Raw genomic sequence first — 25917 nt, forward strand, 5'->3', positions numbered from 1 at the left:
GCGATCGAGGTCAGCACCGTCTCGACGCGCCTGTAGGAGTCTTCCGTGCCGCCGACCATGATCGACGGGCCGTGGCGCGCGCCCTCTTCACCGCCGGAAACGCCCATGCCGATGAAGGTAAGGCCGCTGTCCTTCAGCGCGTCGAAGCGGCGCATCGTGTCGCGGAAGTTGGCATTGCCGGCATCGATCATGATGTCGCCCTTGGCGAGGTAGGGCTTGAGGATTTCCATCTGCTGGTCGACCGGCTCGCCGGCCTTGATCATGATGATGATCGGGCGCGGCGGGCGGATGGCGGCGACGAACTCCTCGATCGTGTCGCAGGGCACGATCTGGCCCTGAAGCGCGCCGGCTTCCGCGTAGAATTTGTGCGTCGCCTCGACGGTGCGGTTGAACACCGCGATCTTGTTGCCTTTTTCAGCGATGTTGAGCGCCAGGTTCGAGCCCATGACGCCGAGACCGATAAGGCCGATTTCCGCCTGTGACACGTGATTGCCTCCATTGGACAGGAGAGCCGGACGCGATCGGGATAAACGCGTGGGAGCCGGCCCCTCGAATTGAACTTCGCCCCCTCGCTTTACCCCTCGGGAAAGGGGCGGACGCGAGATGCGACGGCGGAGGCTGTTTTGGCATTCAAATCGATTAACGACAAGCCATTCCTAAGAAAATCACTCCTTTTCGGGCTTGCCGTCGCCATCGTCGAGCACGCGCCACGAGGCTCCGTCGAGGTCTTCGTACTGGCCGCTCTTCAGCGCCCAGAGGAAGGCGACGAGACCAAGCCCGCCTAAGAACAATGCGATCGGAATAAGATAGATCAGCGTGTTCATGAAGCGGTTCCGATCGCGTCCAGCGCTGTCGGTGTCTGTCGCACGGCCGGTGCCGCCTCCGTCTTGGCCATCCTCGTGCGCAGCCGCAGCGCATTGGCGACGACGATCACCGACGATGTCGACATGGCGACCGCTGCAATCAGCGGCGTGGCGTAGCCCAGAATGGCGATCGGAACGGCGATGATGTTGTAGCCGATCGCCAGCGCGAAGTTCTGGCGGATCAGCCGGCCGGCCCGGCGCGCCGTGTCGATCGCCATCGGCACGGCGGAAAGCCCCTGATGCAGGAAGACGAAGTCGGCGGCCTGCCGGCCGACATCGGCGGCTGTCGCCGGCGCCATCGACACATGGGCCGCACGCAAGGCCGGCGCGTCGTTGATGCCATCGCCGACCATCAGCACGCGGTGGCCGCCTTCGGCCGCCGCCGCGCATTCGTCAACCTTGCCGCGCGGCGACAACTCGGAACGCCAGCTGGCAATGCCGAGCCTGCCGGCAAGTGCTGACACCACCGGCTCGCGGTCGCCCGAGAGAATACCGGTCGCAAACCCCATGCGGGTCAGGCTCTCAACGCTTTCGTGCGCTAGCGGCCGCAGCCGGTCTTCAAAGCGGAAGCAGGCAAGCTCGCGTCCGTCGAGAGAAAGAATCGCCTCCGACTGGCCGCTCGCCTCACCGGCGTCCCCGCAGGCAAAGGCGCGACTGCCAAGGCGGTAGACACCGTCTGCCGTCGCCGCCTCAATGCCGGCGCCCGGGATTTCGCGGATATCACCGGAGAGTACCGGCGCGATCGCAGCGGCATCGTGGATCGCGATCGCCAGCGGGTGGCGTGAATGCACGGCAAGGCCCGCGGCCGTTGCCAGCACATCCGGCCTGATCTCCGCACCATTGGTAAGGCGCGGCTCGCCGACCGTCAGGGTGCCCGTCTTGTCGAACAGCACCGTGTCGATCTCGGCCAACCGCTCCATGGCCGAGCCGTCCTTGACCATAACGCCGTTCTGGAAGAGCCGTCCGGCGGCGATCACCTGCACGACCGGCACCGCCAGCCCAAGCGCACAGGGGCAGGTGATGATCAGCACGGCGACGGCAACCAGCATCGCATGATGGAAATCGCCGTCAACGAACATCCAGCCGATGAAGCTCAAGAACGCCAGTAGGTGAACCGCCGGCGAGTAATACTGCGCCGCGCGATCGGCGATGCGGCGATAGCGCGCCCTGCCCCCTTCGGCGGCCTCCATCAGGCCCATGATTTCGGCGAGCAGCGAGTCGCGGGCAGCGGCCGTCGCCTCGATCGTCAAAGGACCGGTGAGATTGAGCGTGCCCGCCTCGACCGTATCGCCGATATGTACCGGCGCGGGCGCGCTTTCGCCGTTGACGATCGAGCGGTCGAGGTCGCTGGAACCGATGAGGACCCGCCCGTCGACCGGGATGCGCTCGCCAGCCGCGATCGCCAGCCGTTCGCCCGGCTTGATCTCGTCGACCGGCCGGTATTCACGGGCGCCATCCGCATCGACCACCATCGCTCCGCGTGGCGACAGGCGCGCCAGGCTGCTGATCGCCGAGCGGGCGCGGCCACGCATCATGTGATCGAGCGTGCGGCCGATCAGCAGGAAGAACAGAAGCATCACCGTGCCGTCGAACCAGGCATGGGTGCCGTGGGTGATCGTCTCATAGAGCGAGATGCCGTAGGACAGCGTGATCGCCAGAGCGATCGGCACGTCCATGTTGGTGCGGCCATGCTTCAGCGCATTCCAGGCGGACGCGTAGAAGAACCGGCCGGCATAGATCAGCGTCGGCGCGGCGATCAGCGCCGAAATCCAATGGAAGAGATCGCGTGTCGCCGCCTCGGCACCGGACCAGACCGAGACCGAGAGCAGCATGATGTTGGTGGAGGCAAAGCCGGCGACGGCAACGGCGCGCACCAGCTGCTTCAGCAGCGTGTCGCCTTCCTCCTCGCCGGGGGCGAACAGATGCGTCTCGTAGCCGCGCTCGCGGATCGCGCGCGCCAGTTGGCGCGGGTCGGTGCGCTGGCCAGCGACATCTTCCTTCCAGACGATCGACACCCGGCGCGAGGAAAGGTTGACGCGGGCACGCTCCACCTCCGGCCTCGTCTTCAGCGCTGCCTCGATCGTGGTGATGCAGGCGCCGCAGTGGATGCCGGGCACGCTGAGGTCGGTCTGGCGAAGGCCGCCGCCGAGCGCGCGGCTGGTCAGCCACAGCTCCTCCGAACTCGGCAGGCCCTGGCCACTTCTCTCGATCTCCAGCGCGGTCTCGGCGCCGGCAGCGCAGCAGCTCATGGACGCTCTCCCGGCGCAATGAAGCGGATGGCCTGGCGATAGACGACCTTGTCGCCCGACGTCGCGGTGATATCGGCGATCCATTGGCCGCGCTTGAGGTCAGTCGCGGCCACGAAGACGCCGTCGCCCTGCTGCGCCATCTCGACCCGCACGTCCTCGTGCTCCTCGACCGGACGCTTGAACACGGCAACGACCTTGTCGGCCGAGGTTTCGGCCTTCCCCTGCCGTGTCAGCGTGTAACGCACCGCGCCCGGCTCCAGGTCGAGCTTGCCGTCGAGACCGCTTGCCGCAAAGGCGCGCGCCTCCTTCACCTTGCCGTTGAACTGTTGGCTGGCGACATAGGTGTTCTGGACGACGAGGCCGCTCCAGCTATGGCTGGCGTTCCAGGCCATGATCAGGTTGACGGTGATGATGGTGCCGAAGAACAGCACCATCACGCCGAGCATGTGCCATCCGGTGAAGACACGGGGTTGTCTGCCCTGGTCAGCGGTCATTTCGCGGCTCCCGGTGCGTTGAAGTTGGCCTTGTAGACGTCGCGCTCATGGCTCGATGGGTCCTCCGCAATCAGGCTAAAGCCGTCCTCCGCCTCGCCGAGTTTTTCCTTCGGCAGCGTCACGAACACCTTCAGCGCCGTCACCTTGTCCGGATCGACGCCGACGGCGAAGCTGCGGCCGTCGCCCGGCGCCTGACCGGCGATGCGCATCATCGCCGACGGCAGGCCGTCAATGGTCAGCATAACCGTGCGTTGTTCAGGGATCATGTTCAAGAGCTTGACCATGTAGCCGTTGCGCACCGATCCATCAGATTCGAGCACGAATTGCGGGTTGCGGTCATGCAGCACGTTAAGCTCGAGCCGGTCGCGCGCCAAAAGCGCATAGAGCAGGCCGATGCCGACCAGGGTCCAGACGCCGAGATAGACGAGCACGCGCGGACGGAAGACGATCTTCCAGTTGAAATGCCTGACCTTGTCGACGAACGTGCCATCGGCATCGCGCACCCGGGCCGGGTCGATCGCCTTCGTGCCGCCGTCGGTGGCAAGCGCCATGTTGGCGGCATAGTCGCTGAGTGTCGCATAGGCGATCAGCCCGCGCTCGCGGCCGAGCTTGTCCATGACGTTGTCGCAGGCGTCGATACAGAGCGCACAGGTAATGCATTCGAGCTGCTGACCGTCGCGGATGTCGATGCCCATCGGACAGACGACGACGCAGGCATTGCAATCGACGCAATCGCCAACGGTCTCCCCGGCCGCTGCGGCCTTCTTCTGGTGGCGCGAACGCGGCTCGCCGCGCCAGTCGTTATAGGTGACGACGAGCGAATTCTCGTCGAGCATCGCCGCCTGGATGCGCGGCCACGGGCACATATAGGTGCAGGCCTGTTCGCGCATCAGCCCGCCGAAGACATAGGTCGTGGCTGTCAGGATCGCGACGGTCATATAGGCGATCGCCGGAGCCTCGAGCGATATGAAGCTCTTCAGCAATGCCGGCGCGTCGGCAAAATAGAAGATCCAGGCGCCGCCGGTGGCAATGCCGATCAGGATCCAGATCGAGTGCTTGACGACCCTCTTGCCCACCTTGTTCAGTGTCCACGGCCCGGCGTCCAGCTTCATGCGCGCGTTGCGGTCACCCTCGATGAAGCGTTCGACGACGAGGAAGAGATCGACCCAGACGGTCTGCGGACAGGTGTAGCCGCACCAGGCGCGCCCGACGGCGGATGTGACGAGGAAAAGCCCGAAGCCCGCCATGACCAGAAGCCCGGCCACGAAGAAGAATTCCTGCGGCCAGATCTCGATGAAGAAGAAATAGAACCGGCGGGCGGCGATATCGACGAGCACGGCCTGGTCGGGCGCATGTTCGCCGCGGTCCCAGCGGATCCATGGCGTGAGATAATAGATGCCGAGCGTCACCAGCATCACCAGCCATTTGAACTGGCGGAATCGTCCCTCGGCCCGCTTCGGGAAGATCTTCTTGCGCTTTTCGTAAAGCGGCTTGCGCACATGTGCCGCGTTGACCGCCTCGGCCTCGTGGCGTTCGACGATGGGGGCGTTTGTGGCGGATTGAGGCTGCATGTGTGGGAAGTCCCCGAATGTATCGCGTATTGGCCGATGTTTTGCCCGATTTGGCCGCGGGAAACGTTGATCTGTGTCAAGTTTGCGCGCTAATGCCGCCGCATGCGTCGAAACGCCCGGGCCTCGTGCCGCACGACCCCGATGACGATCGCAGTTTCTGGGAATCCAGGGCCCTGCGGAGATGCCGCCGCCCCCGTCGCGGCGCCTTCGAGGAACCGTGACAGCGGCCAGCCCCTTTGCCATCCTCCTCCGGTCCAGTACCGTGAGGAAACGGGCGAACGGCAGTCTTGCCATGGCAAACCGGCCGTCTACAGCGCCGCGCGTCTTATCAGACGCGCAAAGGTCGCTGTAGCACTTTGAATTGCTGCATGTTTTTATCCTTAAATCGAATGCGATTTAAGGAAACATGCAGTAGGCGACGAAGGAAAAAACATGCACGGCTCGCTTGAACCTCTGACGCTCGCCAAGCGGCGCGGCACCTATCGTGAGCGGCCGGCTCCAGCGTCGCTTGCGGCCCATGTGGAGTGCCTTTGGAGCCATGTCATGCCCGAGGGGCAAGCGTCGCGCATGGCCGTGGTCCCGGATGGCTGCGTCGACATCATCTGGTCGCACAGTGGACTTGCAGTTGCCGGACCGGACCGAGTGGCCGCCTTCCCCGTGATCGGCTCCGGCGAAACCCTGATCGGGCTGAGATTTCGACCCGGCATCGCCGCCTGCTGGCTGCGCACGCGGCTTTCACAGATAACCGGTACGATCGTCCCTCTCGACGACCTATGGGGACGGGACGCTCGGGATCTCGACGCACGGATGACCGAGGCTGCGGATACTTCAGCGCGCAGCGCCATCCTCGCCGAAGTGGTGAAACGCCGGATCCCGATGGTAGCAGCCCCGCCAGGCGAGATCGCCGCGTGCCTCGACCTTCTCCGACACGGCCGCTCCGCGTCGGACAACCCAATCCGCTCGCTCGCTCAGACCACCGACACAAGCGAACGAACGCTTCGCCGCCGTTGCCACGAGCACTTCGGCTATGGCGCCAAGACGCTCGATCGCGTCCTTCGCCTGCAGCGTTTTCTCGCTGCCTGCCATGCGCAGGCCGGGGCAAGCCTGACGGCACTGGCGCTCGAGTGCGGATACGCCGATCAGGCGCATCTCACACGCGAGACTAGAGCGCTGACCTCGCTCTCGCCGCGCGAAATCCAGCGTCAACTCGCGGGCTAGCTGGCCGTTTCGTTCAAGACGGCGACGCCGTGCAGTGCTATCCCGTTGACTTCAACAGCAAACGCAAAGCGATGGAACGCATGACGACACTAGCAGCGAAAATCGTCCACATCTCGATCGAGCGCGACTGGCACGAAGTCTATGCCTTCACGGCCAAGCCGGAAAACATGCCGCTCTGGGCATCGGGCCTGTCGTCCGGCCTGACGCGCGACGGCGAGGAATGGATCGCTCCCGGACCGCTCGGCAATGCGCGTGTGCGCTTTGCCCCTGACAATGCCTTCGGCGTCGTCGACCATCTGGTGACGCTCGAAAACGGCGCGAAGGTGCAAAACGCCTTGCGCGTCGTGCCGAACGGCGATGGCGCCGAGGTGATGTTCACGTTGCTGCGGCAACCCGACGTGAGCGACGGGCAATTCGCCGGCGATGCCGAATGGGTGGCAAAGGATCTCGCCACACTGAAATCAATCTTGGAATCGGAAAGCGACAGGACACATCATGGGTAACAAGGGCAACGATCGCCGCATCGACTATGTCGAGTTCAACGTCTCCGACATCGCCGCCAGCAAGGCGTTCTATGGCGCCGCCTTCGGCTGGACCTTCACGGATTACGGTCCTGAATACTGCGAGTTCCAGGACGGAAGGCTGACCGGCGGCTTCACCACAACGGGCCCGGTCAGAACTGGCGGGCCGTTGATCATCATCTATGCCGACAACCTGGAAGATACACAGGCCCGCGTCGAAAAGGCGGGCGGCAAGATCGTCAAGCCGATCTTCTCCTTCCCCGGCGGCCGCCGTTTTCACTTCGCAGACCCTGACGGATACGAGCTGGCGGCCTGGTCGGCACAGTAACGAAACAAGGCTGGAATGACAAAGGCCGCGTCTTTCGACGCGGCTCCATGACTCAACCAGAAATTCGCAATTAACGCGTTTCGCGGGCGCGCCCGTCACCGTCCTGCCGGACATCTCTCCCCGTAAGCGGGGAGAGAGACGCTGGGCGCAACGCCATCGTCCGGCATCTCCCTTGATGATTGGCGGGGCGGGTCGAGCTTGCGGCCTTCTCCCCGCCCTGCGGGGAGAAGGTGCCGGCAGGCGGATGAGGGGCAGCCCTCGGTGCCCACCCACCCCTTGAGTGTTACTCGCCGCCACCGAGCGAATGCACGAATACGGCCAGTTGCTTGACCGTGGTGTCGCCGAGGCGTGGCAGCCAGGCCGGCATGACGCCGTGCTTGGGCGCCTTCATCTGCGCGATGATCGCCTGCTCGCTGTCGCCGTTGAGCCAGAGCGCGTCCGCCAGGTCAGGCGAGCCGAACTCGCGATTACCCTTGGCATCGGCGCCGTGGCACGAGGCGCAATTGGTCTCGAACAGCGCCTTGCCCGGCTCGACCAGCGCCGCATCCGAAGGCGTGCCGGCCAGGCTGACGACGTAAGCCGCCGTCTGCTTGATCTCTTCCGGCTTCAGGATCTCGGCAAAGGACGGCATTTCGGAGACGCGCGTGTCGTCGTCGCCGGTGTAACGGATGCCGTGCGCCACCGTCTGGTAGATCTCCTCAGGCTTGCCGCCCCAGAGCCAGTCGTCGTCATTGAGGTTGGGGAAGCCGGCCGAACCGGCAGCACCCGAACCGTGGCACTGGGCACAGTTGACCTTGAAGGCAGAAGCGCCTGCCGCAACCGCGAACTGGTGAAGCTGCGGATCGGCGATGATCTGGTCGAGCGAGCTCGCGGCGATCTTCTCCAGATTGCCGGCCTGCGTCGTCTTCGCATCGGCAAGCTCCGCGCTAAGCTCAGCGCGGCTGGAGTAGCCGATCACGCCCTTGGTCGCATCCGTCAACAACGGCACGGCGGGATAGACGACCATATAGCCGATCGCCCAGACGATGGTGGCGTAGAAGGTATAGACCCACCAGCGCGGCATCGGGTTGTTGAGCTCGCGGATCCCGTCCCATTCGTGGCCGGTTGTTTCGACGCCGCTGATCTCGTCGACATGTTTGTCCGCCATGGATCAATCCTCCTTACGAACGGCATGAGGGAAAGTGTGCAGCGGTTTTCCGCCCGCATGCCGCTCTGATTTCTGAGTGTCGATCACGTCGTGATCGAAGGGGATGGCTGCGGCCCGATCGGCGGCCTTCTTGGCGCCGGGCCGGAAGATGAAGGCGACGACGCCCAGGAAGAAAAGCACCATGCCGAGCAGCGCCCAGCTGTCGGCGAACTGGCGCATGGCCGTGTAGGTTTCCATGTCCGTGCCCTCCTTTAGCGATAGCCCGTGGTGTCGTCATAGGTGGAGAAGTCGACCAGCGTGCCGAGCATCTGGAGATAGGCGACGAGCGCATCCATCTCCGTCAGCTTCTGCGGATCGCCGTCGAAATCGCCGAGCTTGGCCTTGGGATAGCGGCCTTCGACGCCCGACGTGTCCGCATTCGGATCGGCCTGTGCCTTGATGTCGGCGGCGGCGTTCTCGACCATCTCGTCCGAATAGGGCACGCCGACGGCCCTGTTGGCCTTCAGCAATGCCGCAACGTTCCTGACGTCGAGCGGCGTCGACTTGAGGAACGCATAGCTCGGCATCACCGATTCCGGCACCACCGAGCGCGGCTCGATCATGTGCTGCACGTGCCACTCGTTGGAGTAGCGGTCGCCGACGCGGGCGAGATCCGGCCCGGTGCGCTTCGAGCCCCACTGGAACGGATGGTCGTACATGGATTCCGCCGCCAGCGAATAGTGACCGTAGCGCTCCACCTCGTCGCGGAACGGCCGGATCATCTGGCTGTGACAGACGTAGCAACCTTCACGCACGTAGATGTCGCGGCCGGCGAGTTCCAGCGGCGAATAGGGCCGCATGCCTTCGACCTTCTCGATGGTGTTTTCGAGATAGAACAGCGGCGCGATTTCGACGATGCCGCCGATCGAGACGACGAGGAGCGAGCCGACGAGCAGCAGCGTTGCGTTGCGTTCCAGGGTGGCGTGTTTGTCGAGAATGGACATGGTCTATGCCCTCCTATTCCGCAGCCTTGAGCGCGGGCGTCGCACCGAAGATCGGAGCTTCGTCACGCACGCGGCCGAGGATGGTCATTGTTACGTTGAAGGCCATGAGCAGGGCGCCGGCGAGGAACAGGGCACCGCCCAGTGCACGCAGCACGTAGTAGGGCAGCATGGCCGCGACCGATTCCGCGAAGGAATAGACGAGGAAACCCTGGTCGTCGTATTCGCGCCACATCAGGCCCTGCTGGATACCGGCAACCCACATGACGGCGGCGTAGACGACGATGCCGAGCGTGGCGAGCCAGAAGTGCCAGTTGACCATACGCACGCTATAGAGCCGCTCGCGGTTCCACAGCTTCGGCGTGAGGTAGTAGATGGCGCCGAAGGTGATCAGGCCGTTCCAGCCGAGCGCACCCGAATGCACGTGGCCGATCGTCCAGTCCGTGTAGTGGCTGAGCGAGTTGACCGTCTTGATCGACATCATCGGGCCTTCGAAGGTCGCCATGCCGTAGAAGGCGACGGCCATGACCATCATGCGGATGATCGGGTCGGTACGGATCTTGTCCCAGGCGCCCGAGAGCGTCATGAGGCCGTTGATCATGCCGCCCCAGGACGGCATCCACAGCATGATGGAGAAGACCATGCCGAGCGTCTGCGCCCAGTCAGGCAGCGCCGTATAGTGCAGGTGGTGCGGACCGGCCCAGATATACATGAAGATCAGCGACCAGAAGTGGATGATCGACAGGCGGTAGGAATAGACCGGGCGGTTGGCCTGCTTGGGAATGAAGTAATACATCATGCCGAGGAAGCCAGCCGTCAGGAAGAAGCCGACGGCGTTATGGCCGTACCACCATTGCGTCAGCGCGTCCTGGACGCCGGCGAAGGCCGAGTAGCTCTTGGAGCCCAGGAACGACACCGGGACCGCCAGGTTGTTGACGATGTGCAGCATCGCGATGGTGACGATGAAGGCCAGATAGAACCAGTTCGCCACGTAGATGTGCGGCTCCTTGCGCACGAGCAGCGTGCCGAGGAACACGGCGAGATAGGCGACCCAGACGATCGTCAGCCACAGGTCGACATACCACTCAGGCTCCGCATATTCCTTCGACTGGGTGATCCCGAGGAGATAGCCGGTGGCGGCCATGACGATGAAGAGCTGGTAGCCCCAGAACACGAACCAGGCGAGATTGCCGCCGAACAGGCGGGCACGGCTGGTGCGCTGGACGATGTAGAACGAGGTCGCGATCAGGGCGTTGCCACCGAAGGCGAAGATCACCGCCGAGGTGTGCAGCGGCCGCATGCGGCCAAAGTTGAACCAAGGCTCGATGTTGAGGTCCGGAAAGGCCAGTTGGAGCGCAACCACGACGCCCACGAGGAAGCCGACAACGCCCCAGAAGACGGTGGCGATGACGCCATACTTCACCACGTCGTCGGAGTATTCCGACCTCGGTGCGGCCGCCTTGCCGGCGGATGCCGGGCTGAAATCGAGGCGCCGCAACAAAACGATGGTGCCGCCGAGCAGCACGAAGAACAGCACCCACATATGGGCTTCGAACTGCCGGTCCTGTGCAAATCCGGCGCCTAGAAGCGCCAGGAAAGCACCGACCCCGAGCAGGATCGTCTCGAAAGTGTATTTCATGGTTGGGTCCCCAACTTTGTCCTGATGCAGACGTGTGCACACGCCTAAAGGCGGCATGCCAGCGCAGCTTGGCGGAACCTGTCAGAATCGGGATGCCCTCACCTTGATTCAGATCAAGGCCGGCGGCGCCGACTTGCGTCACCCTCAGGAAACAATGAGGGAGCGCCATAGGAGCTGGCGTCGGAACAGCATGAAGAGAACAAATGATAGTGGAATGATCCGGGTCTGGACGGGTTTGCGATCTCGCCCTGCCCCGATCGGCGAGCCGCGGGCCTGGCTGGCGCGCGCGCATCAGGAACAGCTCGCCCTCTGCAACAGCCTGGAGGAAATCGCCGACAGCCTGCCGGCGGAAATCGACCGGCAGAAATGCGCCTATGCCGCCAAGATGCTGGAGCCGCTGATACGCGAACTGCATTCGGGCGAAGAGAGCGCGGTGTTCCGTTGGGTCGAGCAGAACTTCGGCGACGACCCGTCGATCGAAGCCACGCTCGCGCGTCTCAAATACGAGCATTGCGAGGACGAGTGCTTCGCCGAGGAGCTGACGGAGTTGCTGGTGAAGCTCGGCGCCGCCGACGAGAGCGTCAATGCGGAGACCGCCGGCTACATGCTGCGCGGCTTCTTCACCAATCTGCGGCGGCACATCGGCTTCGAGCAGGAATGTCTTCGCACGTTGCTTCCGGCCAGTCCGGACATCACCGGCGCGGACATCAATTGAACCAACGGCGGCTCGAAAGGGCCGCCGTTTCGGTATTGCGATGCAAGCGACAGAGGTTCAGGCGGCGATGGCCCGGCGCCTGTCCGCATGCTCCTGGATCACCAGGATCGCGCCGATGAGCTTGCCGCTGCTCGACATGCAGGGCGTCAGCCGGCAGCGCACCACGACGGTTCGTCCGTCAACGGTCTTGGCGAAGGTATAGTCGACCACCTCGCCGGCAAAACAGCGGTCGAGATAGCTCTTCACGCGCAGTTCGAAGCGCTGGATGCCGATGAACTCGACGATATGCCGGCCGATGAGGTCCATCGGGCGGCTTTCGAGATGGTTGGCATTGAGCGGATTGGTATAGAGATACCGATAGTCCGGCGTGATCACGGCGATGCGGTCCGGGAAACTGTCGAGGATCGCCTCGTTGAGCAGGCCCTCATCCGCCCGTCCCTTATGCGGCAAGGCAGGCGTACGCTCCAATCGCAACTCGGCAGCGTTGACCGCGCCCGTAGCTGCGAAATAGCGATTGATCAGCGACTGCAAAAGCTGTGAATGGCGCAGCACGCAGGAAATGTCGTCGGCCTCGACGCGCAGAATATCGATCAGAAACTGGAACTGAAGGCGGGCATCTTCGACACTGACGGCCTTCTCGTCATAGACCGACTTCAGAATAGGATCGAGTTCACGATCCAGAAGTCCGATCAGATGCTCGTCTGCTGTACGGACAGCATACTGCAATTGTGAATACTTGAACCAGAACAGCTCAATCAGTGCGTTCAATTCGAAACCCCAATTCCCCCACGGCCGAGGCCGCGCCGATGCACTTAAATGACAGGCTTTGATGGTGTAGACGCTGATCCAGGTTTTGACGGCTCCCCCCACATCTCTCGCGAAAACCACGTGACTTTGGTCACCCAAAGCGCTTGCAGTTTGCCCCCACGATACAACGATGAGTTTACACTCATTGCCGCCCCGTTCAACATCAGAAAGGGAAGCTTGCGGTTTCGAAGCGCTTTCAGCCGCGCAAAGGCGACGATTTTCTCAGGGAAATGCGGGAGGAAAGCACAAAAAGGGCGCTGCCGCTCTATGGCGGCAACGCCCTTTTCGGGTCCGAAGAGAATCAGTCTTTCAGGTGGCGCTTGATGTGCCAGCGGTCGTGATACCACAGCCACTGCCCGGGATATTCCCTGACCCAGCTCTCGACCTTGTCGTTGAGAACCTGGGCGGTAGCATTGACGTCGACGGCGCCATCGGGCTTGCGCGGGATGTCGATCGCCGGCTCCAGCTCCAGCCGGAAACGGCCACCGGGCAGCCGGATGCAGCGGGCGGGATAGACCTCGCAATTAAACTGGCGCACGAGTTTGGCGAGCAGCGGATTGGTCTGCACGTCCTGCCCGAAGAACTTGGTCTTCAGGCCCTTGCGGAACTTCTGGTCGACCAGGACGCCGACGCCGTTGCCGCGCTCGAGCTGGCGCGCGAGAGCAAAGGACGAACCCGCATGCGACGGCACGAGGTTGCCCATGCGCTCCTTGCGGAACTCGAAGACCTTCTCGGCGACGTAAGGGTTGTTCGGCGGGCGGAAGAGCACCGTTACCTCAAGCCCGAAGGCGGAGCCTGCGACCGGCAGCATCTCGAAATTGCCGCTATGGGCGGTAAAGACGATGAAGGGCCGTGGATTGTCGCGCAGCTCGAGAAAGAGCGGGACGCCCGAAACTTCGACGCGACCGGGCGCGGTCGCCTCGGGATCGAAATCGAACAGCCGGTCGAGAAAGACATATTCGGCCGCCATGCGGCCCATATTGCCCCAGCTCTCCATGGCGATCGCTTCGATCTCGGCCTCGCTCTTTTCGGGAAAGGCGTTGCGCAGATTGGTCAGCGTCAGCTTGTGTCGGCCGGTCTTCGGGCCGATGAAGCGCGCGACGCGATCCATGAAGCGGATGGCGCCATCGGCCGGAAACAGTTTCAGGATCGTCAGAAGCAGGAAGACGAGTTGCGCTATCAGCCACTGCCGGAAATGATCCGCCGCCAGAACCAGCCGTGTGATCAGCATGCGCACCTGGATCAATCCATCTTCAGGATGATCTTGCCGAAGATCTGGCGCGATTCCATCCGCTCCAGAGCCCTGTCAATCTCGTCGAAGCCGACTTCAGTGTCGATCACCGGATGCACCAGGCCCCGCGCCATCTTCTGCATGGCGTTGGCCATGTTCTCCATGCGGCAGCCGAAGGAGCCGAGCAGCTTCAGCTGCTGCTGGAACAGCATCATCAGGTTCATGTCGGTCGACACGCCGGAGGTCGAGCCGCAGGTGACCAGGCGGCCTCCCCGCTTCATGCAGAGCATGGAACCGGCCCAGGTGTCCTTGCCGACGTGCTCGAACACGACGTCGACGCCCTTCTTCTTGGTGAGCTTGCGCACGACGCCTTCGAAGCGGTCGGTGCGGTAGTTGATGACGTGGTCGGCGCCAAGCGCCTTCGCCTTCTCGATCTTGTCGTCCGAGCCGACGGTGGTGATGACCGTGCAGCCGATCTTCTTGGCAAGCTGGATCGCCGCCGAGCCGATGCCGGAACCGCCGGCATGAACGAGAATGGTTTCGCCGGGTTCGAGCTTGGCGTTGTCGAACAGCATGTGCTCGACCGTTCCGAAGGTGACGGGCGCAAGCGCCGCTGCGACGGCATCGATACCGGGGGGGGCCGGAACCAGCAGGCGGGCGGGAAGATTGATCTTCTCCTGCGCGAAGCCGTCGAGGTGGAAGCCGTGCACGCCGCCGACATGTTCGCAGAGATTGTCGCGGCCTTCGCGGCACGGGCGGCAGAGGCCGCAGGTGCGCGCACCGTAGATCGACACGAGCTGGCCCGGAAGGACGCTCGCCACACCAGGACCGATGCTTTCGACGACACCGGCCGCCTCGGCGCCGATGACAAGCGGCATCTTGCGCTTGGCGAAGGCCATGCCGCGCCAACCCCACACATCGATGTGGTTGAGTGCCACGGCCTTGACCCGGAGCGTCACTTCACCCGGGCCGGGCGCTTCCGGCTCGGGAACGTCGGTGATTTCGAGCTTGCGGTCATCGAGCAGTTGCAGGGCGCGCATGATCTTTCCTCTGCCTTGTCGGCATCATTTCGTCTGAAGTTTCGGACCGCCGGCTTAGGCCGGCTCGGCGGTCATGACAAGGCTGGCGTTCTGTCCGCCGAAGCCGAAGGAGTTCGACAGCACGGCAGAAACCTGCTGGCTGCGCTTCACGTTCGGCACGACGTCGAGCACGATGGCCGGGTCGGGATTCTGGTAGTTGATCGTCGGCGGCAAGGTGCCGGTGAGCATCGTCTGGATCGAGAACACCGCCTCGACCGCGCCTGCGGCCGTCAGGGTGTGGCCGATCATCGACTTGTTCGACGAGACCGGGATCGACGGCAGATGCTCGCCGAAGACGGCCGACATCGACAGATATTCCATCTTGTCGTTTTCCGGCGTCGAGGTGCCATGAGCGTTGATATAGCCGATGCCGCCTTCGTCGATGCCGGCGTCGGCAAGCGCCGCGCGGATCGTCGCGATCGCCGGGCCGCCATCGGGCGAGGACCGGGTGCGATGGAAGAGATCGGCCTTCTCGCCGCAACCCTTCAGGATGCCGTAGACGCGGGCGCCACGGGCAACAGCGGCCTCAAGCGACTCCAGCACCAGAGTTGCTGCACCTTCGGCGATGACGAAGCCGTCACGGTCCTTGGTGAAGGGCTTGGAAGCCTTCTCCGGCGGGTCGTTCTGGGTCGACAGTGCCGACAGGAGCGCAAAGCGGATGAGCGCTTCGGCGCTGACCGAACCGTCGGTCGCAACCGTCAGGGCGCGATCGGTGCGGCCCTGGCGAATGGCCTCGACGCCGAGCTGGATCGCGGTTGCGCCCGAGGCGCAGGCCGTCGACAGCGTCACCGGCAGGCCGCGGGTGCCGAAGCGATCGGCAAGCCGTTCGGAGATCGCGCCGAAGAGCACGGCTTCATGGAACACCGGATCGGCCTTCTCGCGCATCGCGGCAAGAAAGCGATTGTAGGCGTCGCCCGGCTGGGTGGACGGCGGCGACCGATCGGCAAGTTCGAAGCGCGCGCTCCATTCCGGCTCGATCGGCGGGGCTGCGAGAAACAGCGGGCCGTTGAAATCGCCGGAGAGGCCCGCCTGCGCCAGCGCCTCGAGCGTCGTCTCGCGCGCCATGGCATAGGAACGCTCGACAGAGTTCGCCGCCGGGATCTCGATGAAATCGACCATGCCTGAAATGCGCGTGTTCAGGCCTTCGGTCGGGAAACGGGTGATCTTGTGGATGCCGGAGACGCCGCCGGTCAGCGCTGCCCAGTTGTCTTCGAGACCCTGGCCGAGCGAGGTGATGACGCCCATGCCGGTGACGGCGACAATCGGACGGCCGAGATGATCCTTGTAAGCGTTGCTCATCAATCGTTCCTCTTATTCGGCCGAAAGGACCGCGACGCCTTCGCCGCGTGAATGACCGATGGTCGTCACGACCGCCGTCCTGGCGGCAGCCGTCATCGGCTTTTCGAAGCTTGCATCAAAGGCGGGAACCTTGGCGCCGTGGCCGAGCGTGAGCGCGGCAAGCGCCAGGCCCGCCGGAAACTGTGCTTCGATGCTGTGGCCGACGAGGCCACCATAGGCGCGAACCGGCGCGTTCGCGAGCTTTGCGTCCAGAAACGCCTTTTCGCTGCCGACGAGGTCATGGAGACCTGACGTACCGGAGAAGACCACCGTCTGTGCCGGATCGAGCTTTTCGGCCGGTTTTGCCAGGTCCGCAAGGCGCGCTTCCAGCTTGCCGTCGGTGCGGCTGCCGCGGTCGCTGCCGATCGCGTCGATGGTCGCATAGATACGGGCGCCGCGCGCTTCGGCATATTCACGCGATTCCAGCACCAGGAAGGCGCCGACCGAACCAAGGATCATGCCGCCGCCGTCCTGCCGCTTGCGCGACCAGATCGGGTGCCAGTCGCCGGTTGCCTGCCCCTGGATCGCCTCGATCATAAGCATGATGTCCAGGCGCTCGGCCGAAAACGCGCCGCCCACCAGCGTGTGTGTCGATTGTCCCGCCTTGATGCGGAAGAAAGCCGTCTCGATCGCCGAGATGCCGGCCGCCTCTTCGCCCATGAAGGTGCGCGAAGACCCCGTAACCTTGTGCACGATCGAGATATTGCCGGCGAGAAGGTTGGAAAGCTGGGCCAGGAACAGCGTCGGGCGCAGTTCGGTGGTCAGCTTCTCGTTCAGCACCTGCTCGCGGTCGTTGCGCTTCAGCGCCTCGTCGACGATCAGCGAATCGACATTGATGTCGCGCTCGCCGCCGCCGGCCGCCACGATCATGTCCATGCTGCCGCAGGCGTCGAGATTGTCCTTGAGGCCGGCATCATCGAGCGCCAGGCCGGCTGCGAACACACCGAGGCGCTGCCAGTTTTCCATCTGGCGCTGGTCGCCACGCTTGGCGATCTGCTGCGACCAGTCGATCTCCGGCAGCGGATGCACCGGATAGGGCTTGAACTTTTCGGTCTCGACGCGCGTCGCCGGCGTCTCGGCCGCGCTCAAAAGCACGACATGCGGCTCGACACCGACACCCTGGCTCGTGACGATACCGACGCCGGTGATGACCACGTCGTTTGCGGATTTGCTCATCTTCACTTCTCCGAAGCGGCGTCCGCCGCAAGTGCCGCCATCAGGCCCACCTCGTCGGCGCGCTTGCGCACGATATCGCCGAGCGGCACCTGATCGAACGGCATCGTTCTGAGTTTCAATTGTGCGTCGCAGACCTTCTTGCCCGCAGACGTGATCTTCGCCTTGGTGACGGCGAAACCGGAGCCATCGTGTTCGAGAAAGGCTTCGATATCGAGTTCCGCCGAAGGCTCGACGAAGGTCCGCATCTTGGCGCCATCGACCGACATCAGAAATGGCATCGCCGCGAAATTGGTCGCGGCCAGCACGAGAAATCCCGAAGCCTGCGCCATCGTCTCGATCAGAAGCACGCCCGGCACCAGCGGATAACCTGGGAAGTGGCCCTCGAATACCGGGCTCTTTTCGGGAACGACGGATCGCGCCGTCAGCCGGCCAGCCGAAAGATCGACCGTTTCGACACGATCGATCATCTGGAAGTATTCAAGGAGCATGGAGGCTCACCCCGTTGGTTTCGGGCTCAAGTAAAAACGCCAATGCCGCCTGTCAAGCGCGGGGCGCGACCGGCGGCATTGGAAATCGAGTGAAAAGGCTTGAACCTTGGCCTCAATCAGGCCTTGGCAGCCCGCAGCTCATCGATCTTGGCACAGAGGTTCTTGAGAACGAAGTATTCTTCGGTCGAAACCTTGCCTTCGTTGACCTGCTGCGTCCACTGTTCCAGCGGAATCTTGATGCCGAATTCCTTGTCGATCGCAAAGACGATGTCGAGGAAGTCCAGGCTGTCGATGCCGAGATCGTCGATCGTGTGGCTTTCCTGCGTAATCGTCTCGCGATCGATCTCGCTCGTTTCCGCGATGATGTCGGCAACCTTGTCGAATGTAGCTGTCACGCGCATACCTCTTTATTATTTTATTCCGAGTCTCGGCGATCCTATAGGTAAATGCGCCGCAAAAGCCAATGGCCTTGATAGCAACCACTGCGATTTGAAAAGCGGTGTTGCTAAACGGCGACCGAATGGCGCCCGCGTCCCGATTGAAGATGAGCGTCGAAAATCGCCGCCACCGACCGGGCAAATGGCCGGCCGCGTTCGGTAAGGCTGAAGACGCCATCCTCGATCGTCGTCAGCCCGTCGACATCCCGTGCACGCAAGAGCTTTGCCTCCTCGACGACGGCCCCGGCGAGATCCGGAAACTCCGCCTTGATTCGTGAGAAGGAGAAAGCGAAGTCGCACATGATCGACGCGATCACCCGCGCCCGCAGACGATCGTCGGGCGTCAGCCTATAGCCGCGCACCGCCGCCAGACCCGCGTTCTCCACCTGGCGCAGATATTCGCCGGTTGCCGGCATGTTCTGGACGTAGCCTTGACGGAACTGGCCGATCGCCGAAGCGCCGAGGCCGATCAGGGTTTCGGCGGCATCGCTGGTATAGCCCTGGAAATTCCGGCGCAGGCGCCCTTCCCGGCTGGCAATGGCCAGACTGTCGCCGGGCTTGGCGAAATGGTCGATGCCGATCGCCTCGTATCCGGCGGCAACAAGCATTTCGGCCGCGCGGCTCATCTGGGCAAAGCGTTCGACGATGCCGGGCAGGCTTTCGCCTGATATCATCGACTGGTGTTTCTTCATCCACGGCACATGAGCATAGCCGAAGAGCGCGATACGATCGGGCGAAAGCGACAGCACGGCGTCGATGGTGGCCTCCAGCGACGACAGGCTCTGATAGGGCAAGCCGTAGAGCACATCGCAATTGACCGAACGCACGCCGCGCGCCCGCGAAGCCTCGATCGCGTCGCGCGTCTGCTCGTAGGTCTGGATGCGGTTGATCGCCTTCTGCACGACGGGGTCAAAATCCTGGACGCCGAAACTCGCCCGCGTCATGCCGATCGCTGCCAGCGCATCGTGCCGCGCCTCGTCGAGGTCATTCGGATCCATCTCGACGCTGATTTCGCAGTCACCGGAAAACTCGAAATGACTGCTGAAGGCCCGCTTGAGCGCAATCAGATCATCCGGCCTGAGCAATGTCGGCGATCCGCCACCCAGATGCAGCGCCGTGACCTTCGCTTGGCCGTTCACCCGCCCGCCGATCGACGCGATCTCGCGATGCAGCCCGTTCAGGTAGCTCGCCACCGGCTCGTAGCGCAGCGTCTGCTTGGTGTGACAGGCACAGAACCAGCACAGCCGGTCGCAATAGGGCACATGGGCGTAAAGCGACAGCGCCTCACCCGGTCCGATGGCCTCAAGCCAGGACTGGTATTCGGCACGGCCGACCGCTTCCGAGAAATGCGGCGCGGTGGGATAGCTGGTATAGCGCGGCACGGGGCTCGCATATTTCAGGATCAGAGCGTCGTTCATCGGTCTCTCCGTCACGATGGCCAAGGCATAGGACGGATGGCAAAGGACGCCTTTGATTTTGATCAAGTCGCCGAATTAACACGTCAGAGTCTCGGATGGTTGTTCGCATCCATCCTGTTGGCTCAAACCGGCCGCTCCACGCGAAGGGTGGCGCAGAGCGATGCCCACGCATCGGTCAAGCCATCCGACAAAGTGGGCGGCCGGTTTCAGCCAACCCTTTAGGGCCGGATGCTTTTTGATCCTGGCTGCGATTTCCGTCTCGACCGTATCGTCGGATATGCTCTTCGACGAAAATCGCAGCCAGGGTCAAAAATCCTTCCGGCAGAATGGATACGAACAACCATCCGAGGCTCTGAAATTGACAATGCTCAATTCAACATGAGACATTGTTTCGCGCTTCCGGAATTAGCACCTGTCAACTCTTGATTTAACCGCCCGCATCCTCTTTGGTCCCCAAGACAAACCCGATGCAGGGAAGAAAGATTTGCAGATCGTGACCGAACAACGCCGCAAGGATATCCACAATTCGGACGTTCCGGCCGTCTGCGCTGCCTGCGAAGCGCGCCATGGCGGCGTTTGCGGCACGCTGACCCCCGACCAGCTTCTCGACCTTAGCCGACATTCGACCCGCCGCCGCGTCGAGCCCGGCCGCGAGGTCGTCGGACAGGGCGAAATTTCGGACAGCTATGCCAACATCATCAGCGGCGTCGTCAAGCTCAGCAAGGTTCTTGCCGACGGGCGCCAGCAGATCGTCGGCCTGCAGTTCGCGCCCGATTTCATGGGGCGGCCCTTCACGCGCGAAAGCGCGCTGACCGCGGAAGCGGCGATCGACACCGACATCTGTTCGTTCCCACGCAATGTCATCGAGCGGCTCGTCGCCGAGGCGCCGGGGCTTGAACACCGCCTGCACGAACAGGCGCTGAAGGAACTGGACGAAGCGCGCGACTGGATGCTGACGCTCGGCCGCAAGACCGCGCAGGAAAAGGTGGCGAGTTTTCTCTATATCATCGCCACCCACATCGATCCGGAAAACGGCACGGCGACGGAGTTCGACCTGCCGCTGTCGCGCGCCGACATCGCCGATTATCTCGGCCTGACGATCGAGACCGTCAGCAGGCAGATCACCAAGCTGCGCAAGGACAATGTCATCCGCATCGAAAGCAGCCGCCGCGTCACCGTGCCCAGCATGGACCGGCTGATCCACGTCGCCGGCATCGATTGAGCCCCAGCGTTCGGGGCCTCAACGTTCGGGGCCTCAGCGCGTTTCCGGTTTAACGCAGTCGCAGAAACGCTCTATCTCTTTGTTTTTACGCATTCCCTGACGGAAAACCGCCTCGCACTTTTCCTGGAAATGCTCTAACGCGTGATGACGATCCGCGTGTTGCTCAACCCGTACTCGCGAGCAAGCGCGAAGAATTCCGCCGCATTGTTGGGATGCAGCCGCACGCAGCCGTGCGAGGCCGGTCGGCCGAGTCGCTTCACGTCATAGGTCGCGTGAACGGCATAGCCACCGTTGAAGAATACCGCGTAAGGCATTGGCGCATTATCATATTTTCGCGAACGATGATTTCGCGAGAGCCACTTCGCCTTCCAGCTTCCCCTTGGAGTGACATAGCCCTTGCGCGCCGTGGAGACCTTCCAGCGATACATCACGACGCCGTTCTGCTTCACGACCATTGTCTGGGAGGATAAGCTGATATTGGCAACGAGGTTGGCGGCGCTCACCGGCTGAACGGGAAACTGCATCAGAGCGGTAATCAGCACAGTCAGGAATGCATGTCGCATGCTTCACTCCCCGCGCGCGAAACCTCGACTGCATGTCTCCGAGCCACCGAGAAGATTGTGCAGCAGGTTTCAGGCATTGCAGGGCTGCTTGTGTGTCATGCCTGACGAGCAGCGCTGCAATCGGTGGAACCAAACGCCCGCAGAGAATAACCGGTCCGTAACGATACAAGTGTAATACACATGGAAAGAAAAGTCTTAGCACCAAGATCAACTTGCCGTGGATACGCGGCAGCAGCGGATCAAATCATGGCGATCAGAAGAACAACCAAAGTCATCGCCGAACAGGCGCCATAGAATACAGCGATGCCAGCATCGATGTCTTCGCTCCCGGCAACCGAACGACCGGGAGCATTGATCATCGGCTCGCTGACTTTAACGCCGCCATAAACCCGGGGGCCTGCAAGCTGCAGGTCCAGCGCACCGGCCATCGCCGCTTCCGGCCAGCCGGAATTGGGTGAGCGGTGCAGCCCATGGTCGCGCCGCGCCACGCCGATCGCATCGGCCGCGGCACGGCGGCCACGGTGCAGCAAGGCGCCGGCGGCGATGAGGAGAATGGATAGCCTTGCCGCCGGCAGGTTGGCGACGTCGTCGAGCCGGGCTGAGGCCCAGCCGAAATTGAGGTACTTCGGCGATTTGTGGCCGATCATCGAATCGGCGGTATTCAGCATCTTGTAGGCGAGCACGCCTGGAAGACCGGCAACCGCATACCAGAAGGCAGGGGCCACCACCCCGTCGGAAAAGTTCTCGGCAAGGCTCTCGATCGCGGCGCGGCAGACAGCAGGCGCATCGAGCGTCTTCGGATCGCGCCCGACGATCATCGACACGGCGGTGCGCCCACCTTCCAGTCCACCCCGCTGCAAGCCTTCGGCGACACGCCGGACGTGATCGCCAAGGCTCTTTTGTGCGAGGAACACCGCCACGACGATAGCCTCGAGCAGATAGCCGAGCAGCCCCATCACGCCGAACAATCGATGCAGGACGAACCCGACAACCACACCTGCAAGCAGCAGCAAGCCGATCGTCGCCACGCCACGAAGCTTCAATGCCTTTGCATCGAAGGTGTCATGCTTGTTGAGCGCCCCATCCAAGAACGCAATCGCCTTGCCGAAGAACACCACGGGATGCGGTAGCCGCGACCAGAGCCAGTCCGGATCACCGACGAGGCGATCAAGCAGCAGGGCGGCCACAAGAATGAGAAGGATCTCGCTCGACACTCAGCACTCCCCAGGGCGTAACACGTCCCCGGGGTGCCAGGCATCCCCGCGGCGCAATGCATCCGCCTGGTGCAGCGCATCCGCCAGCCGCCGGTCGCCTTCTGCGTCGGGCGCAAGCCCGATCCGCAGCCAGCGGGGCTCGTAGTCGAATTTGCGCGTCAGGATCTGTGCCTCGCAGAGATGACGGTGCAAGGCGCCGGCATCGGGATGTTCCACCAGCACGAACAGGCCGGTTCCACCGATGCGTTTGAGACCGGCATGGTCAAGAACCGCATCGAGGCCCGCGCGACGATCGAGAATGCCCGCGGCAATGGCCCCGGTATCAGCGGACATCAATGCCCTGGAAATGACCAGCGCCGGCCCGGACACCGCCCAGGGGCCGAGCCATTCGCGCAATGCCTCGAGCACGGCGTCGCTTGCAATGACGAAGCCGAGCCGCAGGCCAGCCAGACCGAAGAATTTCCCGAAGGAGCGGAAAACGATGAGATTGCCGTCGGCACCCACATGGCCGGCGACGCTGAAGTCCGGCTCCAGATCGCCGAAGGCCTCGTCGACGACAAGCACGCCGCCATTCGCCTTCATCGTCGCCGCCACTGCCAGGATTTCTGCTGGCTGGAAGGCGCGGCCGGTCGGATTGTTCGGATTGACCACCACACAGAGGCCGTGATTGGGCCCAAGATCCTCGGCGCGCTCCACCCGATCGACGGCAAAGCCGGCCGCCGTCAGCACCCGCGCATATTCGCCATAGGTCGGGCCGAAGACGGCAATGCCGCGTCCGGACGGAACCAGCCGCGGCAACAGCTGGATCACCGACTGGGTGCCGGGAACAGGCAAGGGCTGGATGCCGTTGGTCCTGTAGTAGCTGGCGGCAGCCGCGCGCGCGCCATCGATCGTCAGCTTGTCGGGCAACCTGTGCCAGGCCTGCTGCGGCACCGGCGGCAGTTCGACCGGACGCGGATTGATGCCGGTCGACAGGTCGAGCCAGTCCTCGAAGCGACCGCCGAAGCGGGCGGCGGCCTCGGTGATCCCGCCGCCGTGCACGATCGGGGCGCTCATGGCCGACCCGCGATGTCGATGAGATGCATGAAGGAGCCGGCGACATTGCCGCGCCGCAAACCCGCCTGCCCCAGATCGACGCCGGCGGCATCGCTGACCGAAAACAGCCGGTCGGCAGCACCTTCCGAGACGATGGTCGCGTAGTGGAATTCGTGCGCCGTCATGGGTCCATCGAAGAACGTGTTGTCGAGGGGCACGACACGGCGGTAGCCGAGGTGCCGCCTGCGCTCGGCAAAACTTGACGTGAGCGGCAGCAGGCCGAGCATTTCGTAGCGCGCACCATCGGCCGCGACAAGTCCCTCGCCCAGCACCATGTAGCCGCCGCACTCGCCGAAGATCCGCGCGCGCCGCTTCACCGCCGCTCCCATGCCCGATCGGAAGCCCCCAGCCGCCCCCAGCCGCCCGGCGTGAAGCTCGGGATAGCCCCCCGGCAGATAGACCGCATCGGCCGCCGCGTCGGGGCCTTCGTCGGCAAGCGGCGAAAAGAAGGAGATTTCCGCCCCGGCGCGGCGCCAGCCGAACAGCAGGTGTTCGTAGCAGAAGGCGAAGGCCACATCGCGCGCCACGGCGATATGCTGGCCGAGCGGCTTGAACCGCGTGACCTCGGCGATCGCCCGCTCACTCGGCGAAAGCGTCGAGGCAGCGCGGATCGCGTCGAGATCGCAGGTCGCCTCGACACGGTCCGCCGCGTAGTCGATGAAAGTCTCGAGCGTGCCATGTTCGCCGGCCTGCACCAGGCCGAGGTGCCGCTCGGGCAGCTTCAGGGCACTATCCTGCCGCAACACGCCGAATACGGGCATGCCGACACGCGTCAGCGCATCGCGCAGCATCATCTCGTGGCGGTCGCTTCCGACCTTGTTGAGAATGACGCCGGCTACCCGGATATCCCCGCGGTGATCGGCATAACCGCGCACGAGTGCCGCCACCGAATGGGACATGCGGGCACAGTCGACCACCAGGATCACGGCAAGATCGAGGGCCGCGGCGAGATCGGCCGGCGTTCCGCTGCCATCGGCAGCTCCATCATGCAAGCCCATCATCGCCTCGACGATGAGCGTACGCCGATCGGCGGCGTGCGCTGCGTTTGCCGCCAGCAGCGCGGGGCGCATGGCCCACGGGTCATAGTTGAGGCAAGGCTCACCGCTTGCGGCGGTATGAAAAGCCGGATCGATATAGTCCGGCCCCGCCTTGCCCGGCGCGATCGCCATGCCGCGCCGCCGCATGGCGCGCATCAGGCCGAGTGTCACCGTGGTCTTGCCGGAGCCCGAACAGGGCGCGGCGATCAGCAATCCGCTCATGCGGGATCCTTGAGCTCGCGGCTTGCGAAGGGATCGGCCACAAGCTGCCGCCCGCCGAGCGCCCCGATCCAGTCGAGCGACGCCCGCAGCCGCACGACCTCACCGACGACGACGATCGCCGGCGGCTCCAGGCCGGAGGCGATGAGATCGGCTTCGGCGCGTGCCAGCGTCGTTTCGAGCACTGTCTGCTTCGCCGTCGCCGCGTTGCAGACAAAGGCGACCGGCTCCTCCGGCGAACGTCCGCCGGCAATCAGATGGGCGGCAATAGTGCCGATATGCTTCATCGCCATGTACATGACGATCACGGACGAGCCCGAGGCAATACCCTGCCAATTGATCCGATCGGGCACCAGGCCGGAGGAATCGTGACCGGTCAGGAAGGTGACGGCATGATTGACCTCGCGATGGGTGACCGGAATGCCGGCATAGGCAAGCCCGCCGATACCGGCGGTAATGCCCGGCACGATGCGGAACGGAATGCGGTTTTCGACCAGCGTCAGCGCCTCCTCCCCGCCCCGCCCGAAGACGAAGGGATCGCCACCCTTGAGACGCAGCACCCGCTGGCCGGCGCGCGCCAGTTCCACGAGCCTGAGCGAAATATCGCGTTGCTTCGGCGAAGGCTTGCCGCCGCGCTTTCCCGCAAACTCCAGCGCAGCTCCAGGCCGGGCGAGCTTCAGGCAATCCTCGTTGACCAGCGCGTCGTGCACGATGACGTCGGCCTGCCGCAACGCATTGGCGGCATGGAGCGTCAGCAGGCCGGGGTCGCCGGGACCCGCGCCGACAAGCCACACGTGGCCGGGCTCAAGCTCAGGCAGGCCGGAAAAGATCGTGTCGCTCATGCCGTGTCTCCCGCCATTCTCTCAAC

Annotated in this window: 26 protein-coding genes and 1 pseudogene; 5 read left to right on the plus strand and 22 right to left on the minus strand. The window is 63.5% G+C overall.

What is annotated here, in order from left to right; translation table 11 throughout:
• The 5 genes from BC363_RS11180 to ccoG form a co-directional block, all read right to left on the minus strand.
• The coding region (locus BC363_RS11180; protein ID WP_161952451.1) for an NAD(P)-binding domain-containing protein at window positions 1-485 on the minus strand (485 nt) is incomplete at its 3' end.
• A 180-nt stretch (window positions 486-665) separates the two neighbouring features.
• Window positions 666-824 carry a cbb3-type cytochrome oxidase assembly protein CcoS gene (gene ccoS, locus BC363_RS11185; RefSeq protein ID WP_025427340.1) on the minus strand — a complete coding sequence of 53 codons (159 nt, stop codon included), beginning with the start codon at window positions 822-824 and terminating at the stop codon, window positions 666-668.
• Window positions 821-3112: a cation-translocating P-type ATPase gene (locus BC363_RS11190; protein WP_065783340.1), complete on the minus strand. Its 2292-nt coding sequence runs from the start codon at window positions 3110-3112 to the stop codon at window positions 821-823. The genes ccoS and BC363_RS11190 overlap by 4 nt, the downstream gene beginning before the upstream one ends.
• Window positions 3109-3606 carry a FixH family protein gene (locus tag BC363_RS11195; protein ID WP_065783341.1) on the minus strand — a complete coding sequence of 166 codons (498 nt, stop codon included), beginning with the start codon at window positions 3604-3606 and terminating at the stop codon, window positions 3109-3111. Before BC363_RS11195 ends, BC363_RS11190 begins: the two co-directional genes overlap by 4 nt.
• Window positions 3603-5177, minus strand: coding sequence for a cytochrome c oxidase accessory protein CcoG (gene ccoG / locus BC363_RS11200; RefSeq protein WP_065783342.1), 1575 nt, complete (start codon window positions 5175-5177; stop codon window positions 3603-3605). Before ccoG ends, BC363_RS11195 begins: the two co-directional genes overlap by 4 nt.
• Before the next feature lie 432 nt (window positions 5178-5609).
• On the opposite strand from ccoG, the gene BC363_RS11205 reads away from it, so the two are divergent.
• The 3 genes from BC363_RS11205 (at window position 5610) to BC363_RS11215 (ending at window position 7244) form a co-directional block, all read left to right on the plus strand.
• Window positions 5610-6395: a helix-turn-helix domain-containing protein gene (locus BC363_RS11205; protein WP_083223490.1), complete on the plus strand. Its 786-nt coding sequence runs from the start codon at window positions 5610-5612 to the stop codon at window positions 6393-6395.
• A gap of 80 nt (window positions 6396-6475) precedes the next feature.
• A complete protein-coding gene (locus BC363_RS11210) occupies window positions 6476-6898 on the plus strand; it encodes a polyketide cyclase (protein WP_065783463.1) in 423 nt (140 codons plus the stop codon).
• Window positions 6891-7244 (plus strand): VOC family protein, encoded by a 354-nt coding sequence (locus BC363_RS11215; RefSeq protein WP_065783344.1) that lies wholly within the window; start codon window positions 6891-6893, stop codon window positions 7242-7244. The genes BC363_RS11210 and BC363_RS11215 overlap by 8 nt, the downstream gene beginning before the upstream one ends.
• Window positions 7245-7527: 283 nt before the next feature.
• Here BC363_RS11215 and ccoP read toward each other — a convergent pair whose 3' ends face one another.
• The 4 genes and pseudogenes from ccoP to ccoN all read right to left on the minus strand — a co-directional run bounded on the left by ccoP (window position 7528) and on the right by ccoN (window position 11010).
• Window positions 7528-8391, minus strand: a complete 864-nt coding sequence (ccoP, locus tag BC363_RS11220) for a cytochrome-c oxidase, cbb3-type subunit III (RefSeq protein ID WP_065783345.1) — start codon at window positions 8389-8391, stop codon at window positions 7528-7530.
• 87 nt (window positions 8392-8478) lie between these two features.
• Window positions 8479-8628 (minus strand): annotated as a pseudogene (locus BC363_RS35905) (cbb3-type cytochrome c oxidase subunit 3); the annotation flags it as partial.
• 14 nt (window positions 8629-8642) lie between these two features.
• On the minus strand, window positions 8643-9374 hold the full coding sequence (gene ccoO / locus BC363_RS11230; protein WP_065783346.1) for a cytochrome-c oxidase, cbb3-type subunit II: 732 nt from the start codon (window positions 9372-9374) through the stop codon (window positions 8643-8645).
• Between the two features lie 13 nt (window positions 9375-9387).
• On the minus strand, window positions 9388-11010 hold the full coding sequence (gene ccoN / locus BC363_RS11235; protein ID WP_065783347.1) for a cytochrome-c oxidase, cbb3-type subunit I: 1623 nt from the start codon (window positions 11008-11010) through the stop codon (window positions 9388-9390).
• Window positions 11011-11065: 55 nt separating this feature from the next.
• Between ccoN and BC363_RS11240 the strand changes: the two genes are divergently transcribed.
• Window positions 11066-11725 (plus strand): hemerythrin domain-containing protein, encoded by a 660-nt coding sequence (locus BC363_RS11240; RefSeq protein WP_348272165.1) that lies wholly within the window; start codon window positions 11066-11068, stop codon window positions 11723-11725.
• Window positions 11726-11782: 57 nt separating this feature from the next.
• On the opposite strand, the gene BC363_RS11245 is transcribed toward BC363_RS11240, so the two are convergent.
• From BC363_RS11245 to hemN, 8 genes are all read right to left on the minus strand, one after another.
• Window positions 11783-12493: a PAS domain-containing protein gene (locus BC363_RS11245; RefSeq protein ID WP_065783349.1), complete on the minus strand. Its 711-nt coding sequence runs from the start codon at window positions 12491-12493 to the stop codon at window positions 11783-11785.
• Window positions 12494-12833: 340 nt separating this feature from the next.
• Window positions 12834-13763, minus strand: a complete 930-nt coding sequence (locus BC363_RS11250; RefSeq protein WP_065783464.1) for a lipid A biosynthesis lauroyl acyltransferase — start codon at window positions 13761-13763, stop codon at window positions 12834-12836.
• An 11-nt stretch (window positions 13764-13774) separates the two neighbouring features.
• Entirely contained in the window at window positions 13775-14803 is a 1029-nt protein-coding gene (locus tag BC363_RS11255; protein ID WP_065783350.1) for a zinc-binding dehydrogenase, read from the minus strand.
• Window positions 14804-14857: 54 nt separating this feature from the next.
• Window positions 14858-16141, minus strand: a complete 1284-nt coding sequence (locus tag BC363_RS11260) for a beta-ketoacyl-ACP synthase (RefSeq protein ID WP_065783351.1) — start codon at window positions 16139-16141, stop codon at window positions 14858-14860.
• A 12-nt stretch (window positions 16142-16153) separates the two neighbouring features.
• Complete coding sequence (locus tag BC363_RS11265; protein WP_065783352.1) at window positions 16154-17356, minus strand: beta-ketoacyl-ACP synthase; 1203 nt, start codon at window positions 17354-17356, stop codon at window positions 16154-16156.
• 2 nt (window positions 17357-17358) lie between these two features.
• A complete protein-coding gene (locus BC363_RS11270) occupies window positions 17359-17844 on the minus strand; it encodes a 3-hydroxyacyl-ACP dehydratase FabZ family protein (protein WP_065783353.1) in 486 nt (161 codons plus the stop codon).
• A gap of 116 nt (window positions 17845-17960) precedes the next feature.
• Window positions 17961-18245, minus strand: a complete 285-nt coding sequence (locus BC363_RS11275) for an acyl carrier protein (protein ID WP_139109848.1) — start codon at window positions 18243-18245, stop codon at window positions 17961-17963.
• Between the two features lie 104 nt (window positions 18246-18349).
• Window positions 18350-19699, minus strand: a complete 1350-nt coding sequence (hemN, locus tag BC363_RS11280) for an oxygen-independent coproporphyrinogen III oxidase (protein WP_065783466.1) — start codon at window positions 19697-19699, stop codon at window positions 18350-18352.
• Window positions 19700-20183: 484 nt separating this feature from the next.
• Between hemN and BC363_RS11285 the strand changes: the two genes are divergently transcribed.
• Window positions 20184-20921 carry a Crp/Fnr family transcriptional regulator gene (locus BC363_RS11285; protein WP_065783354.1) on the plus strand — a complete coding sequence of 246 codons (738 nt, stop codon included), beginning with the start codon at window positions 20184-20186 and terminating at the stop codon, window positions 20919-20921.
• Window positions 20922-21055: 134 nt separating this feature from the next.
• On the opposite strand, the gene BC363_RS11290 is transcribed toward BC363_RS11285, so the two are convergent.
• The 5 genes from BC363_RS11290 to cobA form a co-directional block, all read right to left on the minus strand.
• Window positions 21056-21445 (minus strand): L,D-transpeptidase, encoded by a 390-nt coding sequence (locus BC363_RS11290; RefSeq protein WP_244519863.1) that lies wholly within the window; start codon window positions 21443-21445, stop codon window positions 21056-21058.
• Between the two features lie 278 nt (window positions 21446-21723).
• The gene (cbiB, locus tag BC363_RS11295; protein ID WP_065783356.1) at window positions 21724-22698 is read right to left on the minus strand and encodes an adenosylcobinamide-phosphate synthase CbiB; all 975 of its coding nucleotides are present in this window, start codon (window positions 22696-22698) and stop codon (window positions 21724-21726) included.
• Window positions 22699-23754, minus strand: coding sequence for a threonine-phosphate decarboxylase CobD (cobD, locus tag BC363_RS11300; RefSeq protein ID WP_065783357.1), 1056 nt, complete (start codon window positions 23752-23754; stop codon window positions 22699-22701).
• Window positions 23751-25052, minus strand: a complete 1302-nt coding sequence (locus BC363_RS11305) for a cobyrinate a,c-diamide synthase (RefSeq protein WP_065783358.1) — start codon at window positions 25050-25052, stop codon at window positions 23751-23753. Before BC363_RS11305 ends, cobD begins: the two co-directional genes overlap by 4 nt.
• Window positions 25049-25891, minus strand: a complete 843-nt coding sequence (gene cobA, locus BC363_RS11310) for a uroporphyrinogen-III C-methyltransferase (RefSeq protein ID WP_065783359.1) — start codon at window positions 25889-25891, stop codon at window positions 25049-25051. Before cobA ends, BC363_RS11305 begins: the two co-directional genes overlap by 4 nt.
• Between the last annotated feature and the right edge of the window lie 26 nt (window positions 25892-25917).

This window comes from Ensifer sp. LC384 (genome assembly GCF_001695865.1).
Taxonomy (GTDB): Bacteria; Pseudomonadota; Alphaproteobacteria; order Rhizobiales; family Rhizobiaceae; genus Ensifer.